Source organism: Nonomuraea sp. NPDC054003 (assembly GCF_055585125.1).
The window spans coordinates 651,466-669,848 of sequence record NZ_JBVJKR010000004.1; the positions used below are offsets into that span (position 1 = coordinate 651,466).

General features: G+C 72.8%; 16 protein-coding genes. 12 read left to right on the forward strand and 4 right to left on the reverse strand.

What is annotated here, in order from left to right; all coding sequences use genetic code 11:
• The first annotated feature begins 23 nt into the window (after positions 1 to 23).
• The 9 genes from ACZ6YG_RS13655 (at position 24) to ACZ6YG_RS13695 (ending at position 12,705) form a co-directional block, all read left to right on the forward strand.
• Complete coding sequence (locus tag ACZ6YG_RS13655) at positions 24 to 1,079, forward strand: LacI family DNA-binding transcriptional regulator (RefSeq protein WP_466018148.1); 1,056 nt, start codon at positions 24 to 26, stop codon at positions 1,077 to 1,079.
• 93 nt (positions 1,080 to 1,172) lie between these two features.
• The gene (locus ACZ6YG_RS13660) at positions 1,173 to 3,266 is read left to right on the forward strand and encodes an alpha-galactosidase (RefSeq protein ID WP_466018149.1); all 2,094 of its coding nucleotides are present in this window, start codon (positions 1,173 to 1,175) and stop codon (positions 3,264 to 3,266) included.
• Positions 3,267 to 3,325: 59 nt separating this feature from the next.
• The gene (locus ACZ6YG_RS13665) at positions 3,326 to 4,645 is read left to right on the forward strand and encodes an ABC transporter substrate-binding protein (RefSeq protein ID WP_466018150.1); all 1,320 of its coding nucleotides are present in this window, start codon (positions 3,326 to 3,328) and stop codon (positions 4,643 to 4,645) included.
• A 59-nt stretch (positions 4,646 to 4,704) separates the two neighbouring features.
• Entirely contained in the window at positions 4,705 to 5,652 is a 948-nt protein-coding gene (locus ACZ6YG_RS13670) for a carbohydrate ABC transporter permease (RefSeq protein ID WP_222708958.1), read from the forward strand.
• A complete protein-coding gene (locus ACZ6YG_RS13675; protein ID WP_466018151.1) occupies positions 5,649 to 6,521 on the forward strand; it encodes a carbohydrate ABC transporter permease in 873 nt (290 codons plus the stop codon). Before ACZ6YG_RS13670 ends, ACZ6YG_RS13675 begins: the two co-directional genes overlap by 4 nt.
• A 31-nt stretch (positions 6,522 to 6,552) precedes the next feature.
• Positions 6,553 to 9,156 (forward strand): CBM35 domain-containing protein, encoded by a 2,604-nt coding sequence (locus ACZ6YG_RS13680; protein WP_466018152.1) that lies wholly within the window; start codon positions 6,553 to 6,555, stop codon positions 9,154 to 9,156.
• A 147-nt stretch (positions 9,157 to 9,303) separates the two neighbouring features.
• Positions 9,304 to 10,761 (forward strand): glycoside hydrolase family 43 protein, encoded by a 1,458-nt coding sequence (locus tag ACZ6YG_RS13685; protein WP_466018153.1) that lies wholly within the window; start codon positions 9,304 to 9,306, stop codon positions 10,759 to 10,761.
• A 146-nt stretch (positions 10,762 to 10,907) separates the two neighbouring features.
• On the forward strand, positions 10,908 to 11,381 hold the full coding sequence (locus ACZ6YG_RS13690; RefSeq protein ID WP_466018154.1) for a hypothetical protein: 474 nt from the start codon (positions 10,908 to 10,910) through the stop codon (positions 11,379 to 11,381).
• Between the two features lie 16 nt (positions 11,382 to 11,397).
• The gene (locus ACZ6YG_RS13695) at positions 11,398 to 12,705 is read left to right on the forward strand and encodes a TIGR04053 family radical SAM/SPASM domain-containing protein (protein WP_466018155.1); all 1,308 of its coding nucleotides are present in this window, start codon (positions 11,398 to 11,400) and stop codon (positions 12,703 to 12,705) included.
• Positions 12,706 to 12,857: 152 nt separating this feature from the next.
• Here the strand turns inward: ACZ6YG_RS13695 and ACZ6YG_RS13700 are convergent, their stop codons facing one another.
• Together ACZ6YG_RS13700 and ACZ6YG_RS13705 are read right to left on the reverse strand one after the other, a co-directional pair.
• Positions 12,858 to 13,826 carry a phosphotransferase gene (locus tag ACZ6YG_RS13700; RefSeq protein WP_466018156.1) on the reverse strand — a complete coding sequence of 323 codons (969 nt, stop codon included), beginning with the start codon at positions 13,824 to 13,826 and terminating at the stop codon, positions 12,858 to 12,860.
• A 9-nt stretch (positions 13,827 to 13,835) separates the two neighbouring features.
• Positions 13,836 to 14,396 (reverse strand): TetR/AcrR family transcriptional regulator, encoded by a 561-nt coding sequence (locus ACZ6YG_RS13705; RefSeq protein WP_466018157.1) that lies wholly within the window; start codon positions 14,394 to 14,396, stop codon positions 13,836 to 13,838.
• Between the two features lie 244 nt (positions 14,397 to 14,640).
• On the opposite strand from ACZ6YG_RS13705, the gene ACZ6YG_RS13710 reads away from it, so the two are divergent.
• Together ACZ6YG_RS13710 and ACZ6YG_RS13715 are read left to right on the forward strand one after the other, a co-directional pair.
• A complete protein-coding gene (locus ACZ6YG_RS13710) occupies positions 14,641 to 14,937 on the forward strand; it encodes a hypothetical protein (RefSeq protein WP_148031783.1) in 297 nt (98 codons plus the stop codon).
• On the forward strand, positions 14,937 to 16,037 hold the full coding sequence (locus ACZ6YG_RS13715) for a bifunctional WXG100 family type VII secretion target/C40 family peptidase (RefSeq protein ID WP_222708956.1): 1,101 nt from the start codon (positions 14,937 to 14,939) through the stop codon (positions 16,035 to 16,037). The genes ACZ6YG_RS13710 and ACZ6YG_RS13715 overlap by 1 nt, the downstream gene beginning before the upstream one ends.
• A gap of 34 nt (positions 16,038 to 16,071) precedes the next feature.
• Here ACZ6YG_RS13715 and ACZ6YG_RS13720 read toward each other — a convergent pair whose 3' ends face one another.
• Both ACZ6YG_RS13720 and ACZ6YG_RS13725 read right to left on the reverse strand, forming a co-directional pair.
• Entirely contained in the window at positions 16,072 to 16,482 is a 411-nt protein-coding gene (locus ACZ6YG_RS13720; protein ID WP_148031782.1) for a VOC family protein, read from the reverse strand.
• 10 nt (positions 16,483 to 16,492) lie between these two features.
• The gene (locus ACZ6YG_RS13725) at positions 16,493 to 16,933 is read right to left on the reverse strand and encodes a helix-turn-helix transcriptional regulator (RefSeq protein WP_148031781.1); all 441 of its coding nucleotides are present in this window, start codon (positions 16,931 to 16,933) and stop codon (positions 16,493 to 16,495) included.
• Between the two features lie 162 nt (positions 16,934 to 17,095).
• On the opposite strand from ACZ6YG_RS13725, the gene ACZ6YG_RS13730 reads away from it, so the two are divergent.
• On the forward strand, positions 17,096 to 18,145 hold the full coding sequence (locus ACZ6YG_RS13730; protein ID WP_466018158.1) for an Acg family FMN-binding oxidoreductase: 1,050 nt from the start codon (positions 17,096 to 17,098) through the stop codon (positions 18,143 to 18,145).
• Positions 18,146 to 18,383: the final 238 nt, after the last annotated feature.

Here is an 18,383-nt window from a genome sequence, read left to right on the forward strand (position 1 = left end):
GGGCCCGGAATTACGATGTGACCGTGACTCCGACACCCCGACGCGCGTCCCGCTCCCGAGAGGTCGCCGTGCCCAGCATCCGCGACGTCGCCGCCGCCGCCGGAGTGTCCTACCAGACCGTCTCCCGGGTGCTGAACGAGTCGCCGCGGGTGCGGCCCGAGACCCGCGCCGCCGTGCTGACGGCCATCGAGCAGCTCGGGTTCCGGCCCAGCCGGGCCGCCCGCGCGCTCAGCCTGGGCCGCGCCCCCGGCATCACCGTGGTGACGTCCAACACCGTCCTGTACGGCTACGCCGCCACGCTGCAGGGCATCGAGGAGGCCGCCCGCGCGGAGGGCATGGCCGTGGGCGTCAGGGTGGTGGAGTCGGCCGAGCCCGCCGAGGTGAAGCAGGCGGCCGACTACGTCGGCGACCCCAGCGCGGGCGGCGTGGTGGTGATCGCGTTCGACCCGATCGGCGTCGCGGTGCTGGAGGCGCTGCCGGACCACGTCCCCGCCGTCGCCGCCGCCGAGCCCGCCGCGCCCGAGCGCGGCCGGGTCGCGATCGCGCTGGACGAGCGCCGCGCCGCGGCCGATGCCAGCCGGCACCTCCTGGCGCTGGGCCACCGCACCGTCCACCACGTCGCCATCCCGTCGGAGGGCGGCTCGGGCGGCCGGCTGGCGGGCTGGCGCGACGCGCTGGGTCAGGCCGGGGCCGACATCCCCGAGGTGCTCGGCTGCGGATGGGACATCGCCTCCGCCTACGCCGCCGGGCGGCGGCTGGCGGCGGACCCGGACGTGACGGCCATCCTGTGCGGCAACGACGACATCGCCCAGGGCGTGCGCCGGGCGCTGTACGACGCGGGCAAGGACGTGCCCGGCGACGTGAGCATCGTCGGCTTCGACGACATCCCCGGCTCCGCCTACTCGACCCCCGCGCTGACCACGGTCCGGATGGACTTCGCGGGGCTGGGGCGGGCCTGCTTCCGCGCGGCCGTCGCGGAGCTGGGCCGTCAGGAGCAGCCCCGGCCGGCCCTCGTGCCGCCGAGCCTGGTGGTGCGCGAGTCCACCGCGCCGCCGCCCGGTCCCCGGACCGCCACGTAACGATCCCGTAAACAGGTCTTCCCTTCGCGGCGTGTGACCGATCACACTCGCCAATGTGACCGGTCACATCATCCAGTGAAGAGCGAGGTCCTGATGACTGCCGACGTTGCCGAACACCTGCGCTGGGGCCATGCCGGCCTCGCCGCCGTGGTGGAGATCCATCCGGATCGCCCGGTGGTGCTGCGTGAGCTGTCGGCGGGGCCGCCCGCCCTGACCGCGCGGGTGTCGCAACCTCTGGTCGAGGTGCTGGTCCCGGGCGAGGGCCGGGCCAGGGCCTCGCAGCGGCTGTCGGAGACGGCGGTGGGCTGCCGGCTGCGCTACGCGGGCGCGGCGCAGTCGGCGGAGGGCGGCCGGCACGAGCTGCGGCTGCGGATGCGCGACGAGGCGTCCGGTCTCGCCGCCGAGGTGACGCTCCGCTCCCGGGAGGGGGTGCCGGCCGTGCAGGCGTCGGTACGGGTGACCAACCTGGGCCGGGAGCCGGTGCTGCTGCTGGCCGTCACGTCCTTCGCCGCGGGTTTCCTGGGCCGGCCGGTGGCCGACCTCGACGTGCTGTACGCGAGCAGCGAATGGCTGGGGGAGAGCCGGTGGACCAGGGAACCGCTCGGCGCGCGCATCGCCGATCTCGGCCTGGCGGGGCACGGCCAGCACGGCCGGGGCGCCTTCGCGCTGACCAGCACCGGCACCTGGTCCAGCGGCCGGCACGTGCCCATGGGCGGGCTGACCGACCGGGGCACCGGACAGACCTGGCTGTGGCAGATCGAGCACAACGGCCCCTGGCGCTGGGAGATCGGCGACCGGCTGGACGGCGCGTACGTGGCGCTGTCCGGGCCGGCCGACGCCGACCACCAGTGGAGCGAGCTGCTCGCGCCCGGCGAGTCGTTCACCACCGTGCCGGTCTCGGTCGCCGTCTCGGCCGACGGCGTGGAGGGCGCGGTGGCGGCCATGACCGCGCACCGCCGCGCCCTGGTGCGCCCCCATCCCGACCGGATCGCGCTGCCCGTGGTGTTCAACGACTACATGAACACCGTGATGGGCGACCCGACGACGGACAAGCTGCTGCCCCTCGTCGACGCCGCCGCCTCCGCCGGGGCCGAGGTGTTCTGCGTGGACGCCGGCTGGTACGACGACGGGGGCGACTGGTGGGACAGCGTGGGGGAGTGGGAGCCCTCCCGGACGCGGTTCCCCCGGGGTCTGGAGGAGGTGCTGGCCCGCATCACCGGCCACGGCATGACCCCGGGGCTGTGGCTGGAGCCGGAGGTCATCGGCGTGCGCAGCCCGATGGCCGGCAAGCTGCCCGCCGAGGCGTTCCTGCAGCGCGGCGGCGCCCGCGTCGCCGAGCACGGCCGCTACCACCTGGACCTGCGCCACCCGGCCGCCGTCGCGCACCTGGACCAGGTGGTGGACCGGCTGGTGGAGGAGCTGGGCGTCGGCTACTTCAAGCTGGACTACAACATCAACCCGGGTGCGGGCACCGACCTCGGCGCCACCAGCGCCGGCGCCGGGCTGCTCGCCCACAACCGGGCCCACCTGGCCTGGCTGGAAAGCGTGCTGGACCGCCATCCGCGCCTCGTGCTGGAGAACTGCGGCTCAGGCGCGATGCGCATGGACTACGCGATGCTGGCCCGCCTCAACCTGCAGTCCACCAGTGACCAGCAGGACTTCCTGCGCTACCCGCCGATCGCGGTCGCCGCGCCGCTGTCGGTGCTGCCCGAGCAGGCCGCCAACTGGGCCTACCCCCAGCCCTGGATGGCGGACGAGGAGATCGTCTTCACCCTGTGCACCGGCATCCTGGGCCGCCTCTACCTGTCGGGCAACCTGCACCGGATGACCCCGGGCCAGCTCGCCCTCGTCCGGGAGGGCCTCCGGCTCCACCGGAGCCTCAGGGCCGACCTGCCGCGCGCCACGCCGTGCTGGCCGCTGGGCCTGCCGGGCTGGGACGACCCCTGGCTCGCCCTCGGCCTGCGCGCCGGCGACGCCACACACCTGGGCGTCTGGCGCAGACCCGGCGCCACGGGCGCCACGGTGCTCCCGCTGCCTCACCTGACCGGGCGAGCTCTGCACGTGGAGATCGCCTACCCCGCCGCGGCGGACGGCTGGACCCACGCGTGGAACGCGCGCGCCGGCGAGCTGACCGTCACCGCCGGCGCCGCTCCCTCCGCCCGCATCCTGCACCTCCGTCCCCGCTGACCCCCCGAACGAGACGTTCGGCACTATCGTTGCCGAACGCGGATAAAGGAAGACAAACCGTGAAGCTCGTACAGCGCCTCGCCACCGCCGCGGCCCTCGTCCTGGCCGTCACGGCCTGCAGCGATCCCGCCGCCGGCCCCGCCGCGCCCGCCGAAGGCGCTTCACCGGCGGCCTGGCCCTCGCCCGCCGCCCGCCTGGACGGGACCACGCTCACCATCTGGGCCGCCCAGAACAGCAACACCGCGCCCAAGGCCGTCATCGACGCCTTCACCCAGGCCACCGGCGCCAAGGTCGAGGTCGTCACCATCCCCGACCCCTACGAGCAGGGCGTGCAGACCAAGGTGGCCACCGGCGACAAGCCGGACCTGGCCTTCTGGCAGCCCACCGCGTCCATGCTCACCGCGCTCAACGCCCGCGCCAACCTCCAGCCGCTCGACGGCGCCCCCTGGCTCTCCACGCTCTCGCCCGAGCTGCGCGACATCACCGGCCTGCTGGACGAGACCCGGTACGCCGCGCTCATCACCAGCCCCGCCGTCGAGGGCGTCTACTACAACAAGGAGGTCTTCGCCGCCAACGGCATCACCGGGACGCCGAAGAACTTCGACGAGATGGTCGAGGTGGCCCGCACGCTCAAGGGCAAGGGCGTCACGCCGTTCTTCGAGATGGCCGGCGACAAGTGGGCCACCCAGTGGTGGGTGCAGGTCCAGCTCGCCGACGCGGCCAAGGACGGCCTCTGGGACCGGGTCAACACCGGCAAGGAGACCTTCGAGGACAAGACCATCCTGGACGCGATCAAGAAGTACCGGGCCCTGATCGACGAAGGGCTCTTCAACGGCGACATCAAGACGGCGACGTTCGAGGACCAGGGCGAGGCGCTGCTGTCCGGCGAGGCCGCGATGGTGATGCAGGTGAACTCGTTCTTCGGCCAGCTGCAGGCCAAGGCCGGCACCGCGGAGCTGGACGAGAAGATCGGCTTCTTCCCGATCTCGCCGTCGGGCAACGTCGGCACCTTCATCCCCGACCAGTCCAACGCCCTGGTCGCCTTCCGCACCGGTGACGCCGCGCGCGAGGCCGCCGCCCGGCAGCTGCTCGCGTACTGGATGGGTCCCGGCTACGCCGGGTTCGCGGCCGACCGCAAGACCGTCTCGCTGCGTACGGACGTGCCCAGCCCGGACGGCGTGCCGCAGGCGCTGCTGGACGTGCACGCCTCGCTCGGCCGGTCGGCCGGCTCCATGCAGGCACTCGCGGTGGCCAACCCCGACCTGTACCTCAACCTGGCGGACATGGTCGTCGGCAGCCTGACCCCCGAGGAGGTGGCCGCCGCCACCCAGAAGCAGTTCGCCCAGCTCGCCAAGGCGGCCGGGGCCACCGGCTTCTGACCCACGCCCGTCCCGGCGGGAGGCCTCGGACTCCCGCCGCTCTCACCAAGGAGCCGCTCGTGCCGACCGGTCAGGAGACGCTCACCCACCCGCCCGCAGCACGCGGCGCGCCCGGCAGACGGCAGGGGCCCGCCGGGGCCGGGCGCGGCCGCACGCACCCGATGTGGTTCCTCGCGCCGGCGTTCGCCCTGCTGTTCGTGTTCTTCTTCCTGCCCACGCTGTTCAACTTCGTCTACGCCTTCACCGACTGGTCCAGCTTCAAGAGCGACATCCGTCCCGCCGGCTTCGACAACTTCGGCTTCCTGTTGTCGGACGGCACCCTGGTCGCCTCGCTGCGCGTCACGGTGGTCTACGCCGCGCTGGTGGCGCTGTTCCAGAACCTGTTCGGCTTCGGCCTGGCCGTCCTGCTGGAGAAGGACACCTGGCTCAACCGGACCGCCCGGCTGATCTTCCTCATCCCCGTGCTGATGTCCGCGCTGGCCGTCGGGTACGTCTTCCAGGCCCTGCTCAAGCCGGACGGCAGCCTCAACGACCTGCTCTCGGCCGTGACCGGGCAGCCCGTGACCGTCGCCTGGCTGGGCAGCACCACCTGGACGCTCGTCCTGGCCGCCGCCATCCACGCCTGGAAGTGGATGGGCCTGTCGATGCTCATCTACCTGGCCGGGCTCAAGACCATCCCGGAGGACGTCACCGAGGCCGCCCGCATCGACGGCGCCTCGCCCTGGCAGGCCTTCTGGTCGGTCCGCTTCCCGCTGCTGGCCCCGGCCGTCACCTTCAACGTCGCCACCGCGCTGCTCGGCTCCATGAACGGCTTCGACATCGTCCAGGCGCTCACCGGCGGCGGGCCCGCGCGCAGCACCGAGATCCTCAACATCTTCATCTACCGCACCTTCGGCCAGGGCCTGTTCGCCCAGGCCACCGCCATGAGCCTGGTGCTCTTCCTGATGGTGGCCCTGCTGGCCTTCCCGGTCATCCGCGTCCTGCGCAAGAGGGAGGACATCACGTGACAGTTCCGGCCTTCGGCGCCGTCCGCCGCCGCGTCCCGCCGTCCCGTTCCCGAGGGCTCGCCGCGCGGCTGCGCCCCATCGCCGTCGTCGCGCTCGTCGTGCCCGTCATGGGCGTGCCGCTGTGGCTGATCGTCGTGACCGCCGGCAAGTCCCAGGGCGAGGCCCTGTCGCCGGACCTCTCCCCGCCCGCGCGCTGGCGGCTGGGGGAGAACCTCGCCCAGGTCTGGCAGCAGGGCGAGGTGCCGGCGGCCTTCCTCGGCAGCCTGCTCGTCGTCGTCCCGTCCGTCGCGCTGGTGCTCACGCTCGGCTCGATGGCGTCGTGGATCCTGGCCCGCCGCACCGGCCGGCTCAACGCGGTGCTGTACGCGCTCGCCATCAGCGGCATCGTGCTGCCGCCCGCCGTCGTCACCATCGTGCTCCTGCTGCGCCAGCTCGGCCTGGCCGGCAGCGCCGTCGGCATGATCGGCGTCTACGCCGGCATCTACCTGTCGACCGTCATCTTCTTCGTGACCGGCTTCATCAGGACCGTGCCGCTGTCGCTGGAGGAGGCGGCCCGGATGGACGGCGCGGGACCCGTACGCGTGTTCGTCTCGGTCATCCTGCCCCTGCTGCGCCCGGTCCTGGCCACGGCGACCATCCTCATCTGCCTGTACGTGTGGAACGACGTCTTCTACGCCTTCTTCGTCGTCGGCGGACGCCTCGACACGCTGCCGCTCAACCTGTTCCAGGTCGCCAACGCCGGCCTGTATCTCAACAACTGGCACCTGATCTTCGCCTACATCATCCTGATGAGCCTCCCGCTGCTGGCCGTCTTCGCCGTCGCGCAGCGCAGGATCATCTCCGGGATCACCGGCGGCGCCGTCAAGTAAGCGCATCACCCCCCTTCGGGAGAGGACAGCTATGCACCTCCATCCGTTACTCCGGCATGCCTGCACGGCGGCGGCCATCGTGACGCTCGCCGCCCTGACCGCCGCCCCGGCCGGCGCGTCGGCCGCCCCCGACGTGGTCACGGTGGACTTCGCGCAGCGCACCGGGCCTGTCCACGGCGGGGCGACCGGCATGCTCTACGGCCTGGCGGACCCGGGCGTGCCGGGGGATGCGCTGCTCGCGGGCGCCCGGCCGCGCACCGTCGCCCAGAAGGCGCCGGACGGCGACCAGCACCCCAACGGCGACGCGCTCGTCGTGGCCGACTCCTTCTTCGCCGCCGGCGGTGAGGAGGTCGTCATCTACATGCAGGACGTCTACAGCCAGTGGCCGTACGAGAACCGCGGCATCGACGACTACCTCGCCAAGGTCGACGCGATGGTCCGCAAGGTCGTCCGGGAGCGGCCGCGCGACAAGGACAAGTTCGTCTGGGTGCCGTTCAACGAGCCCGACCTGATCTGGTACCAGAACTGGAACACCCTGAAGCAGAAGTTCTTCAGCGACTGGAAGGCCGTGTTCGAGCGCATCCGGTCGATCGACCCCACCGCCCGGATCGTCGGCCCCAACGAGGCGGGCTACAACCCCGGCCGCCTCCGCGACTTCCTCACCTGGGCCAAGGGCGCCACCTGCGCGGGGGACCCCGAGGGAAACTGCCTGCCGGACATCATGGCCTGGCACGAACTGCAGCGCGACCGGCTCGCCGACTACCGCGCCCACCACGCGCACTACCGGCAGCTGGAACGCGAGCTCGGCTTCGGCCCGCTGCCCGTCAACATCGACGAGTACGGCAACCGGCGTGACATGTCCGTCCCCGGCCAGATGATCCAGTGGATCTCCCTGTTCGAGGACACCAAGGTCGACGCCGACATGGCCTACTGGACCTACGCCGGCAACCTCGACGACCACGCCGTCCGCACCAGGCAGGCCAACGGCGGCTGGTGGCTGCTCAAGTGGTACGCGGACCTGACCGGGGAGACGGTGAGGGCGACCCCGCCGCGGCTGAACGCGGCCGACACGGTCCAGGCCGTGGCCGCCGTCGACGCCTCGGCGCGGCGCGGCACCATCCTCGTCGGCGGCGGCTCCGAGCCGGTCCGGCTCGACGTCTCCGGGCTCGGCCGGGACGTCTTCGGCACCCAGGTCGACGTCGTCGTGTCCAGGACGACCTGGACCGGGTACGAGGGCGACGCTCTCAAGCCGCCCGTGATCGCGGCCAGGCGCGCGGCCGTGCCGTCGGGCAGCCTCCAGGTGGACCTGCCCGGCGGCGACGTCATGGCCGCCTACCGGGTCACGATCGTCCCCTCCAGCGGCGCCGCCCCGAGTCCGGACGCGCCGTGGACGGCGTCGGCCGAGGCGGAGTCGGCCACCCTCACCGCGGCCCGGGCCTTCGACCAGGACACCACGGCGGACCCGCAGAAGTACGCGACCTCCGGCAAGCGGGACGTCGGCGCCATGAACCAGACCGGCTCCGCCGTGACGTTCCCCGTCACCGTCCCCCGCGACGGCCGCTACCGGCTCGGTGTCTACCAGGGCGCGAACAAGGCCCCGGGCAGGCACGCCCTGTTCGTGGACGGCGCCTTCCGCCAGCTCGTGCAGTACTCCGCGAACCTCGGCTGGACCTACCGGGGCCGCACCGACGTGGAGATCCAGCTGACCGCCGGCACCCACCAACTGTCCCTGCGCACCAGCGCCGACGGCACGACCAGACTGCCCGGCAGCGACATCACTCTCGACAGGTTCGACCTCACCGAGATCACCGGGGAAGAGCGGGCGGCGTACCCCGCCGACGAGGCGCGGCTGTCCGGCGGCGCCCGGATCACCCGCGAGGGCCAGGGTCCCGCCGTCGCCCTCGGCGGCGACGCGCGCGCCAGGTTCTTCGTCGCCGCCGGCCACGACGGCTACTACGACCTGACGCTCTCCTACCGGGCGCGCGGCGCCGGCGACCTCCGGGTCAGGCTCGACGGGCGCGAGATCTCCGGCCTGCGGGCGACGCGCCCCGGTGAGGCCGCCTCCCGGGCGCGGGTGTACCTGCCGGCCGGGGTCTCCACGGTCGACGTGGGCGGCCCGGCGGGTCTGGAGCTGCGCGGGGTCGCGACCGTCCGGGCCGCGGGGGCCGACACCGCCGTCCATCGCGTCGAGGCCGAGCGGGCCGCGCTCGCGGGCACGGCGAACGTGACCACCGTCCCCGCGTCGAGCGGCTCGAACGCCTCCGAGGGCGCGTACGTCGGCTACCTCGGCAACGGCGCGGGCAACACGCTCACGCTGGAGCGCCCGGCCGGCTTCGGCCCCGGCGCGTACGTCCTGCTGGTCCACTACGCCAACGCCGACACCAACACCGGCCACCCCTACAACACCGACGTCATCAACCGGTTCCTCGACATCACCGAGACCGGCGGCATGACGGTCCGCGGCGTGTTCCGGCACAACTACGCCTGGGACAACTTCTGGCCGCAGGCGACGCCCCTCACCCTCACCACGGAGCGGGGCGCGATCGTCCTGGGCAACGCGGACGCGTACGGCCCCAACGTCGATCGGGTGGAGCTCGCGCGCCTCGTCCTCGACGTGGACAACCAGGCACGCTGACCGCCGCCGGTCCGCCGCACCCCAGGTGCGGCGGGCCGTCTCGGGTATTGACCGCCCCGGTACGGACGATCACACTGGCGGAATGCCGGGGGAGTGCTCCGTTCCGAAATGTTAGCGATAACATCCCGTCTGGTGAAGGAGACGCGCATGTCGAGAGCCCTTTCCCGGTTGGGCGCGGTGCTCGCCGCCGCCTGCCTGCTGTTCGCGTCGTTGTCCGTGGCCGACCAGAAGGAGGCCGCCGCGCTGGAACCTTTCACCGGATATCTGATGGCGCACTTCACCGGGGAGTCGGCCAACGGGGAGCAGATCTACCTCGCCCACAGCGACGACGGGCTGCACTGGACCGACCTGAACAACGGCGCGCTCGTCCTGCGCTCCACGGTCGGCACGCGCGGGGTCCGCGACCCCGCCCTGGTCAGGTCGCCCGCCGGTGACCGCTACTGGATCGTCGCCACCGACCTGCGCATCGCCGCCGGCACGTCCTGGAGCGACGCCGCGAACCGGGGGAGCACCTCGCTCGTCGTGTGGGAGTCGGCCGACCTGGTGAACTGGTCGGCCCCACGGCTGATCAACGTCGCCGGCGCCATCCCCGGCGCGGGCAACGCCTGGGCGCCCGAGGCCATCTACAACCCGGCCACCGGCGACTACGTCATCTACTGGGCGACCAACTCGCCGCGCGACGGCGTGACCAAGCACCGCATCTGGTACGTACGCACGAGCGACTTCCGCAGCTTCACCGCGCCGCAGCCGTTCATCGAGCGCGGCGGCGCCCAGGGGATCATCGACACGCAGATCGTCGAGGTGCCCGGCGCCGTCGGCGGGTACCGCTACTACCGGGCGTCGGCCGACGGGCACATCTCGATCGAGGCCGCCAACTCGATCCTCGGCTCCTGGACCAGCCTCGGGAACCTGTCACACCTCGGCATCTCCAACGGCACCGGCGGCGGCAACGTCGTGGAAGGCCCGATGTGGATGAAGTTCAACGACCGCGACGAATGGGCGCTCTGGCTGGACCAGTTCGCCACCGGCCGCGGCTACATGCCTATCACCTCGACCAACCTGGGCAGCACGCGGAACTTCCGCACGCGCTCCGACTACGCCATGGGCGCCGGCCGCAAACGGCACGGCTCCGTGCTCAGCCTGACCGCCGCCGAGGAGGGCCGGGTGCTCGGCCGCTGGGGCGCGACCCTGCCGGTCAACCGCATCCAGTCGTACAACTTCCAGGATCGGTACGTCCGGCACGCGGACTTCGACGTGCGCCTCGACGCTAACGTCAGCCCGGCCCAGGACGCGCAGTTCCGGCTGGTGCCGGGCCTGGCGAACGGCTCCGGGTACGTGTCCTTCGCGTCGGTGAACTACCCCGGCTACTACCTGCGGCACTACGGGTACGACCTGGTGCTGGCGCCCGACGACGGCACCGCCGTCTTCGCCGCGGACGCCACCTTCCGCCAGGTCCCTGGGCTCGCCGCCTCGTCGTGGACGTCGTTCCAGTCGTACAACTATCCCGACCGGTACCTCCGGCATTCGAACTACCTGCTCAGGATCGACCCGATCACCGACGCGCAGGGTCGCGGCGACGCCACCTTCCGCGTCGTGGGCGGCTGACGGCCATCGGGCAGGCGTTCGGAAAGATGGTCCATCGGACGCCGCCGCGGGACTTTCGTCCCTGCCGTGCACGGGCCCGCGCCGGAAACCTGGGCGGTGTCCGGCCGACGCCGGACCCACCAGCGTGACGACGTCAGGAGCGATACGTGAGCATGCTGCAGGCAGCGGTGACCCTGCTGGGCGCGGTGGGCGCGGCGATGGTGCTGTCGGGACCCGTCATGGCCGTCCAGGGGGTCAGGGGGCGCGCCGAGATCCGCCGGGAACTGCGCGGCCAGGGCATCAGCTTCCCCCGCACGGGACCGCCCGCCGTGCTCGCCGGCCGGGCGGTCGTCACCGGCCCCCAGGCCCGCGCGTTCGCCGACGTGATCGGCGACAACGTGCTGGCGGCCACCGGCGGCCGGACCTACGCACAGGTGAGCGCCGAGCTGATGGCCGCGCCCGGCGGTGACGACGAGCTCGCGGCGCTGCGCCAGACGGCCTTCACCGGGCAGATGCTGCGCGCCTCACTGCTCAACGCCTACCAGGCGTGGCAGGTCACCACCCTGGTCATCGGCCTGGGCGCGCTGCTGACCGCCACCGGCACCGCCCTGCTCACCGCGAGCATCGCCCTCGCCCCCTGAACCCTGAGCAACCTCCTTGACCACCGACCCCACCTCCACCGACCTCACCGCGGCCACAGAGCCCGCCGTGACCACGGACCCCGTCGTGACCACGGACCCGGCCGCGGCCAGAGGCCCCGCCCTGATGGCGCGGCCGTTGCGGCGTGCGCGTCGTGATGTCGGCGCCGCGCCGTTCATCGTCATCTGGGAGGCCACCCGCGCCTGCCCGCTGGCCTGCCTGCACTGCCGCGCCGAAGCCCGGCCCGACCGCCATCCTGGCGAGCTGAGCACGCACGAGGCGCGGGAGCTGATGCGCCAGGTCGCGGCCTTCGGCCGTCCCGCGCCGCTGTTCGTGATCACCGGAGGCGACCCCTTCGAACGTCCCGACCTGTTCGACCTCGTACGGTACGGCCGCGAGCTCGGCCTGGCCCCCTCCGTCTCGCCCTCGGCCACGCCCGCGCTCACCCCCGCCAACCTCAGCAGGCTGCACGAGGCCGGCGCGGCCGCGATCTCGCTCAGCGTGGACGCGGCCACGGCCGCCCGCCACGACGAGTTCCGCGGCTACGACGGCGTGTTCTCCCGCACCCTGGCCGCCTGGCGGGCGGCGCGCCAAGCCGGGCTCAAGGTGCAGATCAACACCACGGTGACCCGCCGCAACCTGTCCCAGCTGCCGGACATCGCCCGGCTGGTACGCGACCACGGCGCCATGCTGTGGAGCGTCTTCTTCCTCGTGCCCACCGGCCGCGGCAGGGCCCTCGCGGCGCTGAGCCCGCAGGAGGCGGAGGACGTGCTGCACTTCGTCCACGACCTCGGCACCGTCGTCCCGGTCAAGACCACCGAGGCACACCACTTCCGGCGCGTCGCCGTACAACGGCTCATCCTGGCGGAACGCGGCGCCGACCATGCCGCCGAGCTCGGGCTCGGCCCGCTCTACCGGGATCTGCGGCGGCGCGCCCGGCACGCCGGGCTGATCAGGGAGCGGCGGGTCCGCCGCCCGCCCGTCGACGTCAACGCCGGTCGCGGCCTGGTGTTCGTCTCCCACACCGGGAGCGTGCACCCGTCCGGTTTCCTCCCCGTGGCCTGCGGCGACGTGCGCGAGCGGCCGCTGACCGAGATCTACCGGTCCGCTCCGCTGTTCCGCGCGCTGCGCGATCCCGGGCGGCTCTCCGGACGCTGCGGCGCCTGCGAGTTCCGGGCCGTCTGCGGCGGTTCACGCTCTCGCGCGTACGCCTGCACGGGCGACGTGTTCGCCGAGGAGCCCTGGTGCGGCTACCAGCCGGGCAGCTTCCCCTACCAGCGGGAGCTCACGTCCTACCTCCCGCAGGAAGAGGCCCGAGAGAGGTAGGGCCCTCACGGGAGGCGGCCTCGGCAGAGCCGAGCGCCCACCCGTCCCCGGCGCTCCGCAGCCGGGCGACACGCGTCGTGGACGGGCCGTGGTGGCTCAGGGCGAGCACGGTCCGAGCTGGTTGGTACGCGTCGTGGCCCGGCCGCGGTCGCTCAGGGCGACCATGGTCCCTCGGCGAGGCGTTCGACCGTCCAGGCGAGCCCGTGTCTGGCGGTCTCGGTGTCCGGCGTGCGCGTGTGCGGCCCGCACAGCAGTACGGCGAAGTCCGCCACGTCGGCCAGCGCCCACCGCAGCCGGTAGAGCGCGATCGCCGCCACGTCCACCTGCCTGCCGGTGGCCCGCACGTAGGCGTCCAGCGCGGCCGGGTCGGTAGAGACCACGGCCAGGTCGCGCTCGGGCACCGCCAGCCCCACGGTGTCCCAGTCCACCAGCAGCAGCCGGCCGTCGTCGCGCCTGATCAGGTTGCCGGGATGCGGCTCACCGTGCGTGACCACGAGCCCGTCCCCGCGCCCGCGCACCCGTCCGGCCAGCTCGTCGAACTCGGCCAGCCGCTCCAGCACGGCACCGGCGTGCTTCCTGAGCAGCACGCCCGCCTCCGCCGAGAACGGTCCGTCACCGCCCGGGTCCGCCAGCGACTCCACCAGCCGGTCGCGTCCCGGCACGTCCAGGACGGCGACGGGCGTCGTCTCCGGCGGGACGCGGCCGTGCAGGTCAGCGAGCAGCGCCAGCAACCGGTCGCGCTCCTCGGGCGTCTGCTCCTGCCCGAAATGACCGGACATGCCCGCTTCCCAGGGGAAGACGGTCACCGCGTACCGCGGCCCCGCCGCCATCACCGGATCGCCGCCGCGGGACCGTACCGGAGCCACCACGAACTCCAGCCCGTCACGCTCGCGCAGCACCGCCGCGGTCTCCATGGCCCGCCTCAGCCCTGGCAGCCCGTGCTCCTTGCGCGCCGGGTCCGACACCGTGGCGAACCACCGCCGGCCGCCGGTGTCGAGCACCGTCCAGTGGTAGTCGCCGAACCCCACCGGCGCGTACGCGACCTGTTCGGCCGCCACGCCGAACTCCCGCAGCGCCGCCACCAGGTCGGCCTCGCCGAACCCGTCCGGAAGATCTTCCATCGGCCCAGGTTAACCCCGGCGGCCGACCGGCTGCTCGGGCAGGCGGGCGACGACCTCGCCGGGGAACAGGCCGTGGCGCAGCACCACCCGGCCGCGGGCGTGGTGGCGGGCGCGGACGCCGGCGTCCTCCTCGGCGGCGAAGACCTCGGCCATCCGGATCGCGAGCAGCACTTCGGTGAGGCCGACGCCCTCGCGGACCGTGCCCGCACGGGCGGCGTCCTCGACGAGCGTCCGGAAGGCGTCCGCCGTACGGGCGGCGAGATCGTCGAACCGGCCGGCCGAGCGCGGCAGGATCGGCGCGATCGAGCGACTGGCGAGCTGCATGTCGAGCACGAACTCGAACAGCTCCAAGGCCCCGGAATCGCTGCCCCGCAGCTCCGCGGCGCGTTCCTCGATCCGGACGATGTTGTCCTCGTAGACCGTCGCCGCGAGCTCCTCCCTGGAGCCGAAGGTGCGGTAGAGGGTCGTGCGGCTGACGTCGGCCGCCCGCGCGATCTCCGCCAGCGCCACCTCGTGCCCGTGCTCCGCGAAGACCGCCGGGCGGCCGCGAGCAGCCGCCCGCGGTTCCACACGGCGTCGCGCCGCCTGAGCCCGGAACCCTACGATAAGCAGAAACGTACAGTGATGTACGGATACGTTGCGGCGTCGCCGACATCGCCGCCGAAGGTCTGGAGCGTCAACGGCGGAGGCGGGTTCCGCGGCTTAGCGGTTCCGGCCGTGCGGATCTTCCAGGACAGATGCGCTTGTTGTTGATGTTGAGGCAATATGGTCTGCGGCAAGGACATCATGGTGAAAAGTGCGGGGGGAGCAGTCGGTGGCGGACCTCGGCCTCCACTTCCAGGCGCTTGAAGAGTGCGCGTCGGCCGCGCGTAAGGCGGCCAGCCGGCTCTCCGAACTGGGCGACGACTATCCGGTCACGGGCACGAGTTCGTCGATCTTCGGCAAGCTGACCGACTCCTCCGGCCTGGCGACCCTCGTCGACGACGTCGAGAACACGGTCGACACCGAGCTCGGCCACGCCGGCAGGAAGCTCAGAGGCGTGGAGCGCGCCCTGGACAAGGTGGAGCAGAACGTCCGCACCGCCAACAACGCCAGCGGCGCGGCGGCCTGATGGACCTGGCCACCCAGATCTCGCAACTGCCCGGCTCGCGCAGCGGGGAGCTCGCCGACATCCTGCGCAGCGTCAGCGGCAACCCCGAGGACATCCGCGCCATCGCCACCAGGTGGCGGTCCGCCGCGGGCACGGTGAGCGAGCAGACCGGGCGCGTCACCACCGCGGTCAACGACGTCGACACCGCCTGGGAGGGCGCGTCGGCCGACGCCTTCGACGGGTACATGGGCAAGTACGACAAGGCGGGGACCGCGCTCCACGACGTGCTGGAGGACAGCGCCGCCTCTCTCGACACGGCGGCCGGGGCGCTGGAGACGGCCGAGTCGGAGATCACGTCGATCTGCAACCGCCTGGTCGAGTACGCCGACGAGCACAGCGACGACAGCGACGCCGTCGCCACCGAGGTCGGCAACGCGATCGACGCGGCCACGCCGCACAAGACGGAGGCCAACACCGCCGTCACCACCGCCATGACCAAGATCCAGGGCTACCTGGACGACCACGAGTCGACCTTCGCCGCCATCAAGGCGCCCGGCGACCAGACGTTCGTGCCGGCGCCGGGCCACACCGTCGTGTGGGAGCCGTCGACGCTGCCGGACGACTTCATGAGGACGACGTACCAGAGCGGGGGCGACGGCACACCGCCCGGCGGGACCACTCCGTACTCCGCGACCGGTCCGGGCACCGGGACCACGTCGTACGCGGGCGGCTCCGGCGCGCCGCCGCAACCGCTGTCGTTCGCGCCGGGCACCGCCACCGGCGACCGCATCGTCGAGGCCGCCCGCATGCACCTCGGCAAGCCGTACGTGTGGGGGGCCAACGGGCCGAGCGCCTTCGACTGCAGCGGGCTCGTCTACTACACACTCAACCAGGCGGGCGTGAAGATCGGCGACACGACCGCCGCCGGATACCAGGCGAGCGGCAAGCCGGTCAGCACCCCGCAACCCGGCGACATGGTCTTCTTCGGCCACCCGGCCGGCCACGTGGGCGTCTACATCGGCAACGGCCAGATGATCCACGCGCCCCGGCCGGGGTCCGAGGTCATGGTGGCGAGCGTCGCCGCCGACGGGCGGCCCGTCAGCTACCGCCGCTTCACCTGACCCTCTCGGGCCGGCCACCGCTCCGGGGGCGCGGTCAGGCCTTCGGCTCCTGCGAGATCCGCAGCATGTTGCCCGAGGGGTCGCGGAACGCGCAGTCGCGCGGGCCCCAGGGCTGGTCGATGGGCTCCTGGAGCACCTCCGCGCCGGTCGCCCGGACCCTTTCGAAGGTCGCGTCGAGATCGTCGGTGCGGAAGATGATCATCGGCAGGGCGCCCTTGACGAGCAGCTCCTGGAGGGCGTCGCCGTCCTCCTGGGACCGGCCGGCGTGCGGCGTGGAGATCACGATCTCCACGCCCGGCTGGTCGGGGCTGCCGAGGGTGACCCAGCGGAACTCGCCGGACGGGACGTCGTTGCGCACCTCGAGGCCGAGCCCGTCGCGGTAGAAGGCGAGCGACTCGTCGACGTCGTTGACACTGATGTGGCAGTACTGCAAGGCGATGGTCATGCCGGCAACGCTAGGCGGCGGATTCGCGGCGCGCTTCTCGGATCGTGCTCGAAGCGTTTCTGGCCGGGCGGGTGCGGATCTTCGCCACGCACGGCGGCATCGCCGACACGGCGTGGTGCTCCCTGGCGCGGTAGGCGCTCGGCGTCTCACCCAGCAGCTCGGTGAACCGCGAGCTGAACGAGCCGAGCGAGGTACAGCCGACCGCCATGCACGCGTCGGTCACGCTGGCGCCCGCGCGCAGCAGCGCCATCGCCCGCTCGATGCGGCGGGTCATGAGGTAGCTGTAAGGCGTCTCGCCGTAGGCGGCCCGGAACTGCCGGGAGAAGTGGGCCGGAGACATGAGCGCGTGACGGGCCATCGTCGGCACGTCGAGCGGACGCGCGTACTCCCGGTCGATCAGATCCCGCGCCCGCCGCAGGTGGGTGAGGTTGTCGAGATCCTGCGGGGTCATGACGCCAGCGTATAACGACCCCGTAGCCCGCGAGCCCGTGGGGCCAGGCCGCGAACGGGCCATCGGCGGCGATCCCCGGGCCTTTGGTCCCTGACGAGACCACGGCCGGGCGCGGGATCGTAGGCCCATGTCACCTGTCATCCCCGCACCGGAGACGTCCCGATGACCGCGCCCCCGTTCGCGACACCCGGCGGCGTGAGCCGGATGGTGAACGCCGCCGCCGCGGCGCCGTCGGTGCACAACACCCAGCCATGGCGCTTCCGCTGCGCCGACGAAGAGACCATGGAGCTGTACGCCGACCTCGGCAGGCTGCTCCGGGTCACCGACCCGCTGGGCCGCGGGCTCGGCGTCAGCTGCGGGGCCGCGCTGTGCAACCTCCGGCTGGCGGTCCGGATGACCGGGCACGACGCCCACGTCGTGACGCTGCCCGACCCCGCCCACCGCCCCGACCTGCTGGCCCGCGTGCGCGCCGTCCCCGCGGGGCCGCCCGGCCAGGACGAGCGCCTGCTGTACGAGATGATTCCGCACCGGCGCACCAACCGCTTCCCCTTCGACGGCCGCCGGCTGCCCACCGCGGTCCTGGTGGAGCTGGTCCACGCCGCGCACGCGGAGGGCGCCACGCTGGTCCTGCTGAAGGGCCGGACGGCCCGGCGTGTGCTCGGCATGATCGGCGTGGCCGAGGCCACGCTCGCCGCCGAGGAGTCCTACCGCGCCGAGCTCGCCCGCTGGACGGCTCCCGGCCGCCGCGACGGCGTGCCCCGGCACGCAGTCGGCCCCCGCCCGCGCGACGGCGAGCTGCCCATGCGTGACTTCCGCCTGGGGGAGGGGCGGCACGCGGAGGGCGCGCCGAGCGCCGCCTTCGAGGCCGATCCGCAGCTCGCGGCGCTGTTCACCAGGGGTGACGGGCCGCTCGACTGGCTGCGCGCCGGGCAGGCGCTCCAGCGGGTGCTGCTCACCGCGACCGCGCGCGGCGTGGCGGCGTCGCTGTTCAGCCAGCCGCTCGACCTGCGGCCCGCCCAGCACTCCGGCGACCGCGCCGGGCCGCTGGGCCACGTGCAGATGCTGATCAGGCTCGGGTACGGGCCACCGGTCCCGAGAGTGCCGCGCCGCCCGGCGTTCGAGGTGCTGGACCCGGTGGAGGCCGCGCGCGAGCCGGTGGGACGGAGCGCGATCGCCGGAGTTGACGAGCCGCCTCGTGCTGTGACATTCTGAGGGCGGCACCGAGGTTGACGCTTTTAGTACGCGTGGACATTCGTTTCCCGAGTGCGTTATGATGCTCCCTCGCGCTGCCACGCCGCCCCGGATTTCCGCCGGGGCTTTCGGTGTGCGCGCAGCTCGACTCCATCCGTGTTCTCCGGAAGGACATCTGTTGGCAGCCTCGCGCAACGCCTCCGCCGTACCCGCTGGTCCCCGTCGCGTCTCTTTCTCGCGTATCCAGGAGCCGCTCGAA

What these genes read in the sequence shown, in the direction of transcription:
- ACZ6YG_RS13680 (WP_466018152.1), top strand. Translation starts at nt 6,553, where the DNA reads ATGCACCTCCATCCGTTACTCCGGCATGCCTGCACGGCGGCGGCCATC.
- ACZ6YG_RS13730 (WP_466018158.1), top strand. Translation starts at nt 17,096, where the DNA reads ATGACCGCGCCCCCGTTCGCGACACCCGGCGGCGTGAGCCGGATGGTG.
- ACZ6YG_RS13715 (WP_222708956.1), top strand. Translation starts at nt 14,937, where the DNA reads ATGGACCTGGCCACCCAGATCTCGCAACTGCCCGGCTCGCGCAGCGGG.
- ACZ6YG_RS13660 (WP_466018149.1), top strand. Translation starts at nt 1,173, where the DNA reads ATGACTGCCGACGTTGCCGAACACCTGCGCTGGGGCCATGCCGGCCTC.
- ACZ6YG_RS13700 (WP_466018156.1), bottom strand. Translation starts at nt 13,826, where the DNA reads ATGGAAGATCTTCCGGACGGGTTCGGCGAGGCCGACCTGGTGGCGGCG.
- ACZ6YG_RS13685 (WP_466018153.1), top strand. Translation starts at nt 9,304, where the DNA reads ATGTCGAGAGCCCTTTCCCGGTTGGGCGCGGTGCTCGCCGCCGCCTGC.
- ACZ6YG_RS13720 (WP_148031782.1), bottom strand. Translation starts at nt 16,482, where the DNA reads ATGACCATCGCCTTGCAGTACTGCCACATCAGTGTCAACGACGTCGAC.
- ACZ6YG_RS13725 (WP_148031781.1), bottom strand. Translation starts at nt 16,933, where the DNA reads ATGACCCCGCAGGATCTCGACAACCTCACCCACCTGCGGCGGGCGCGG.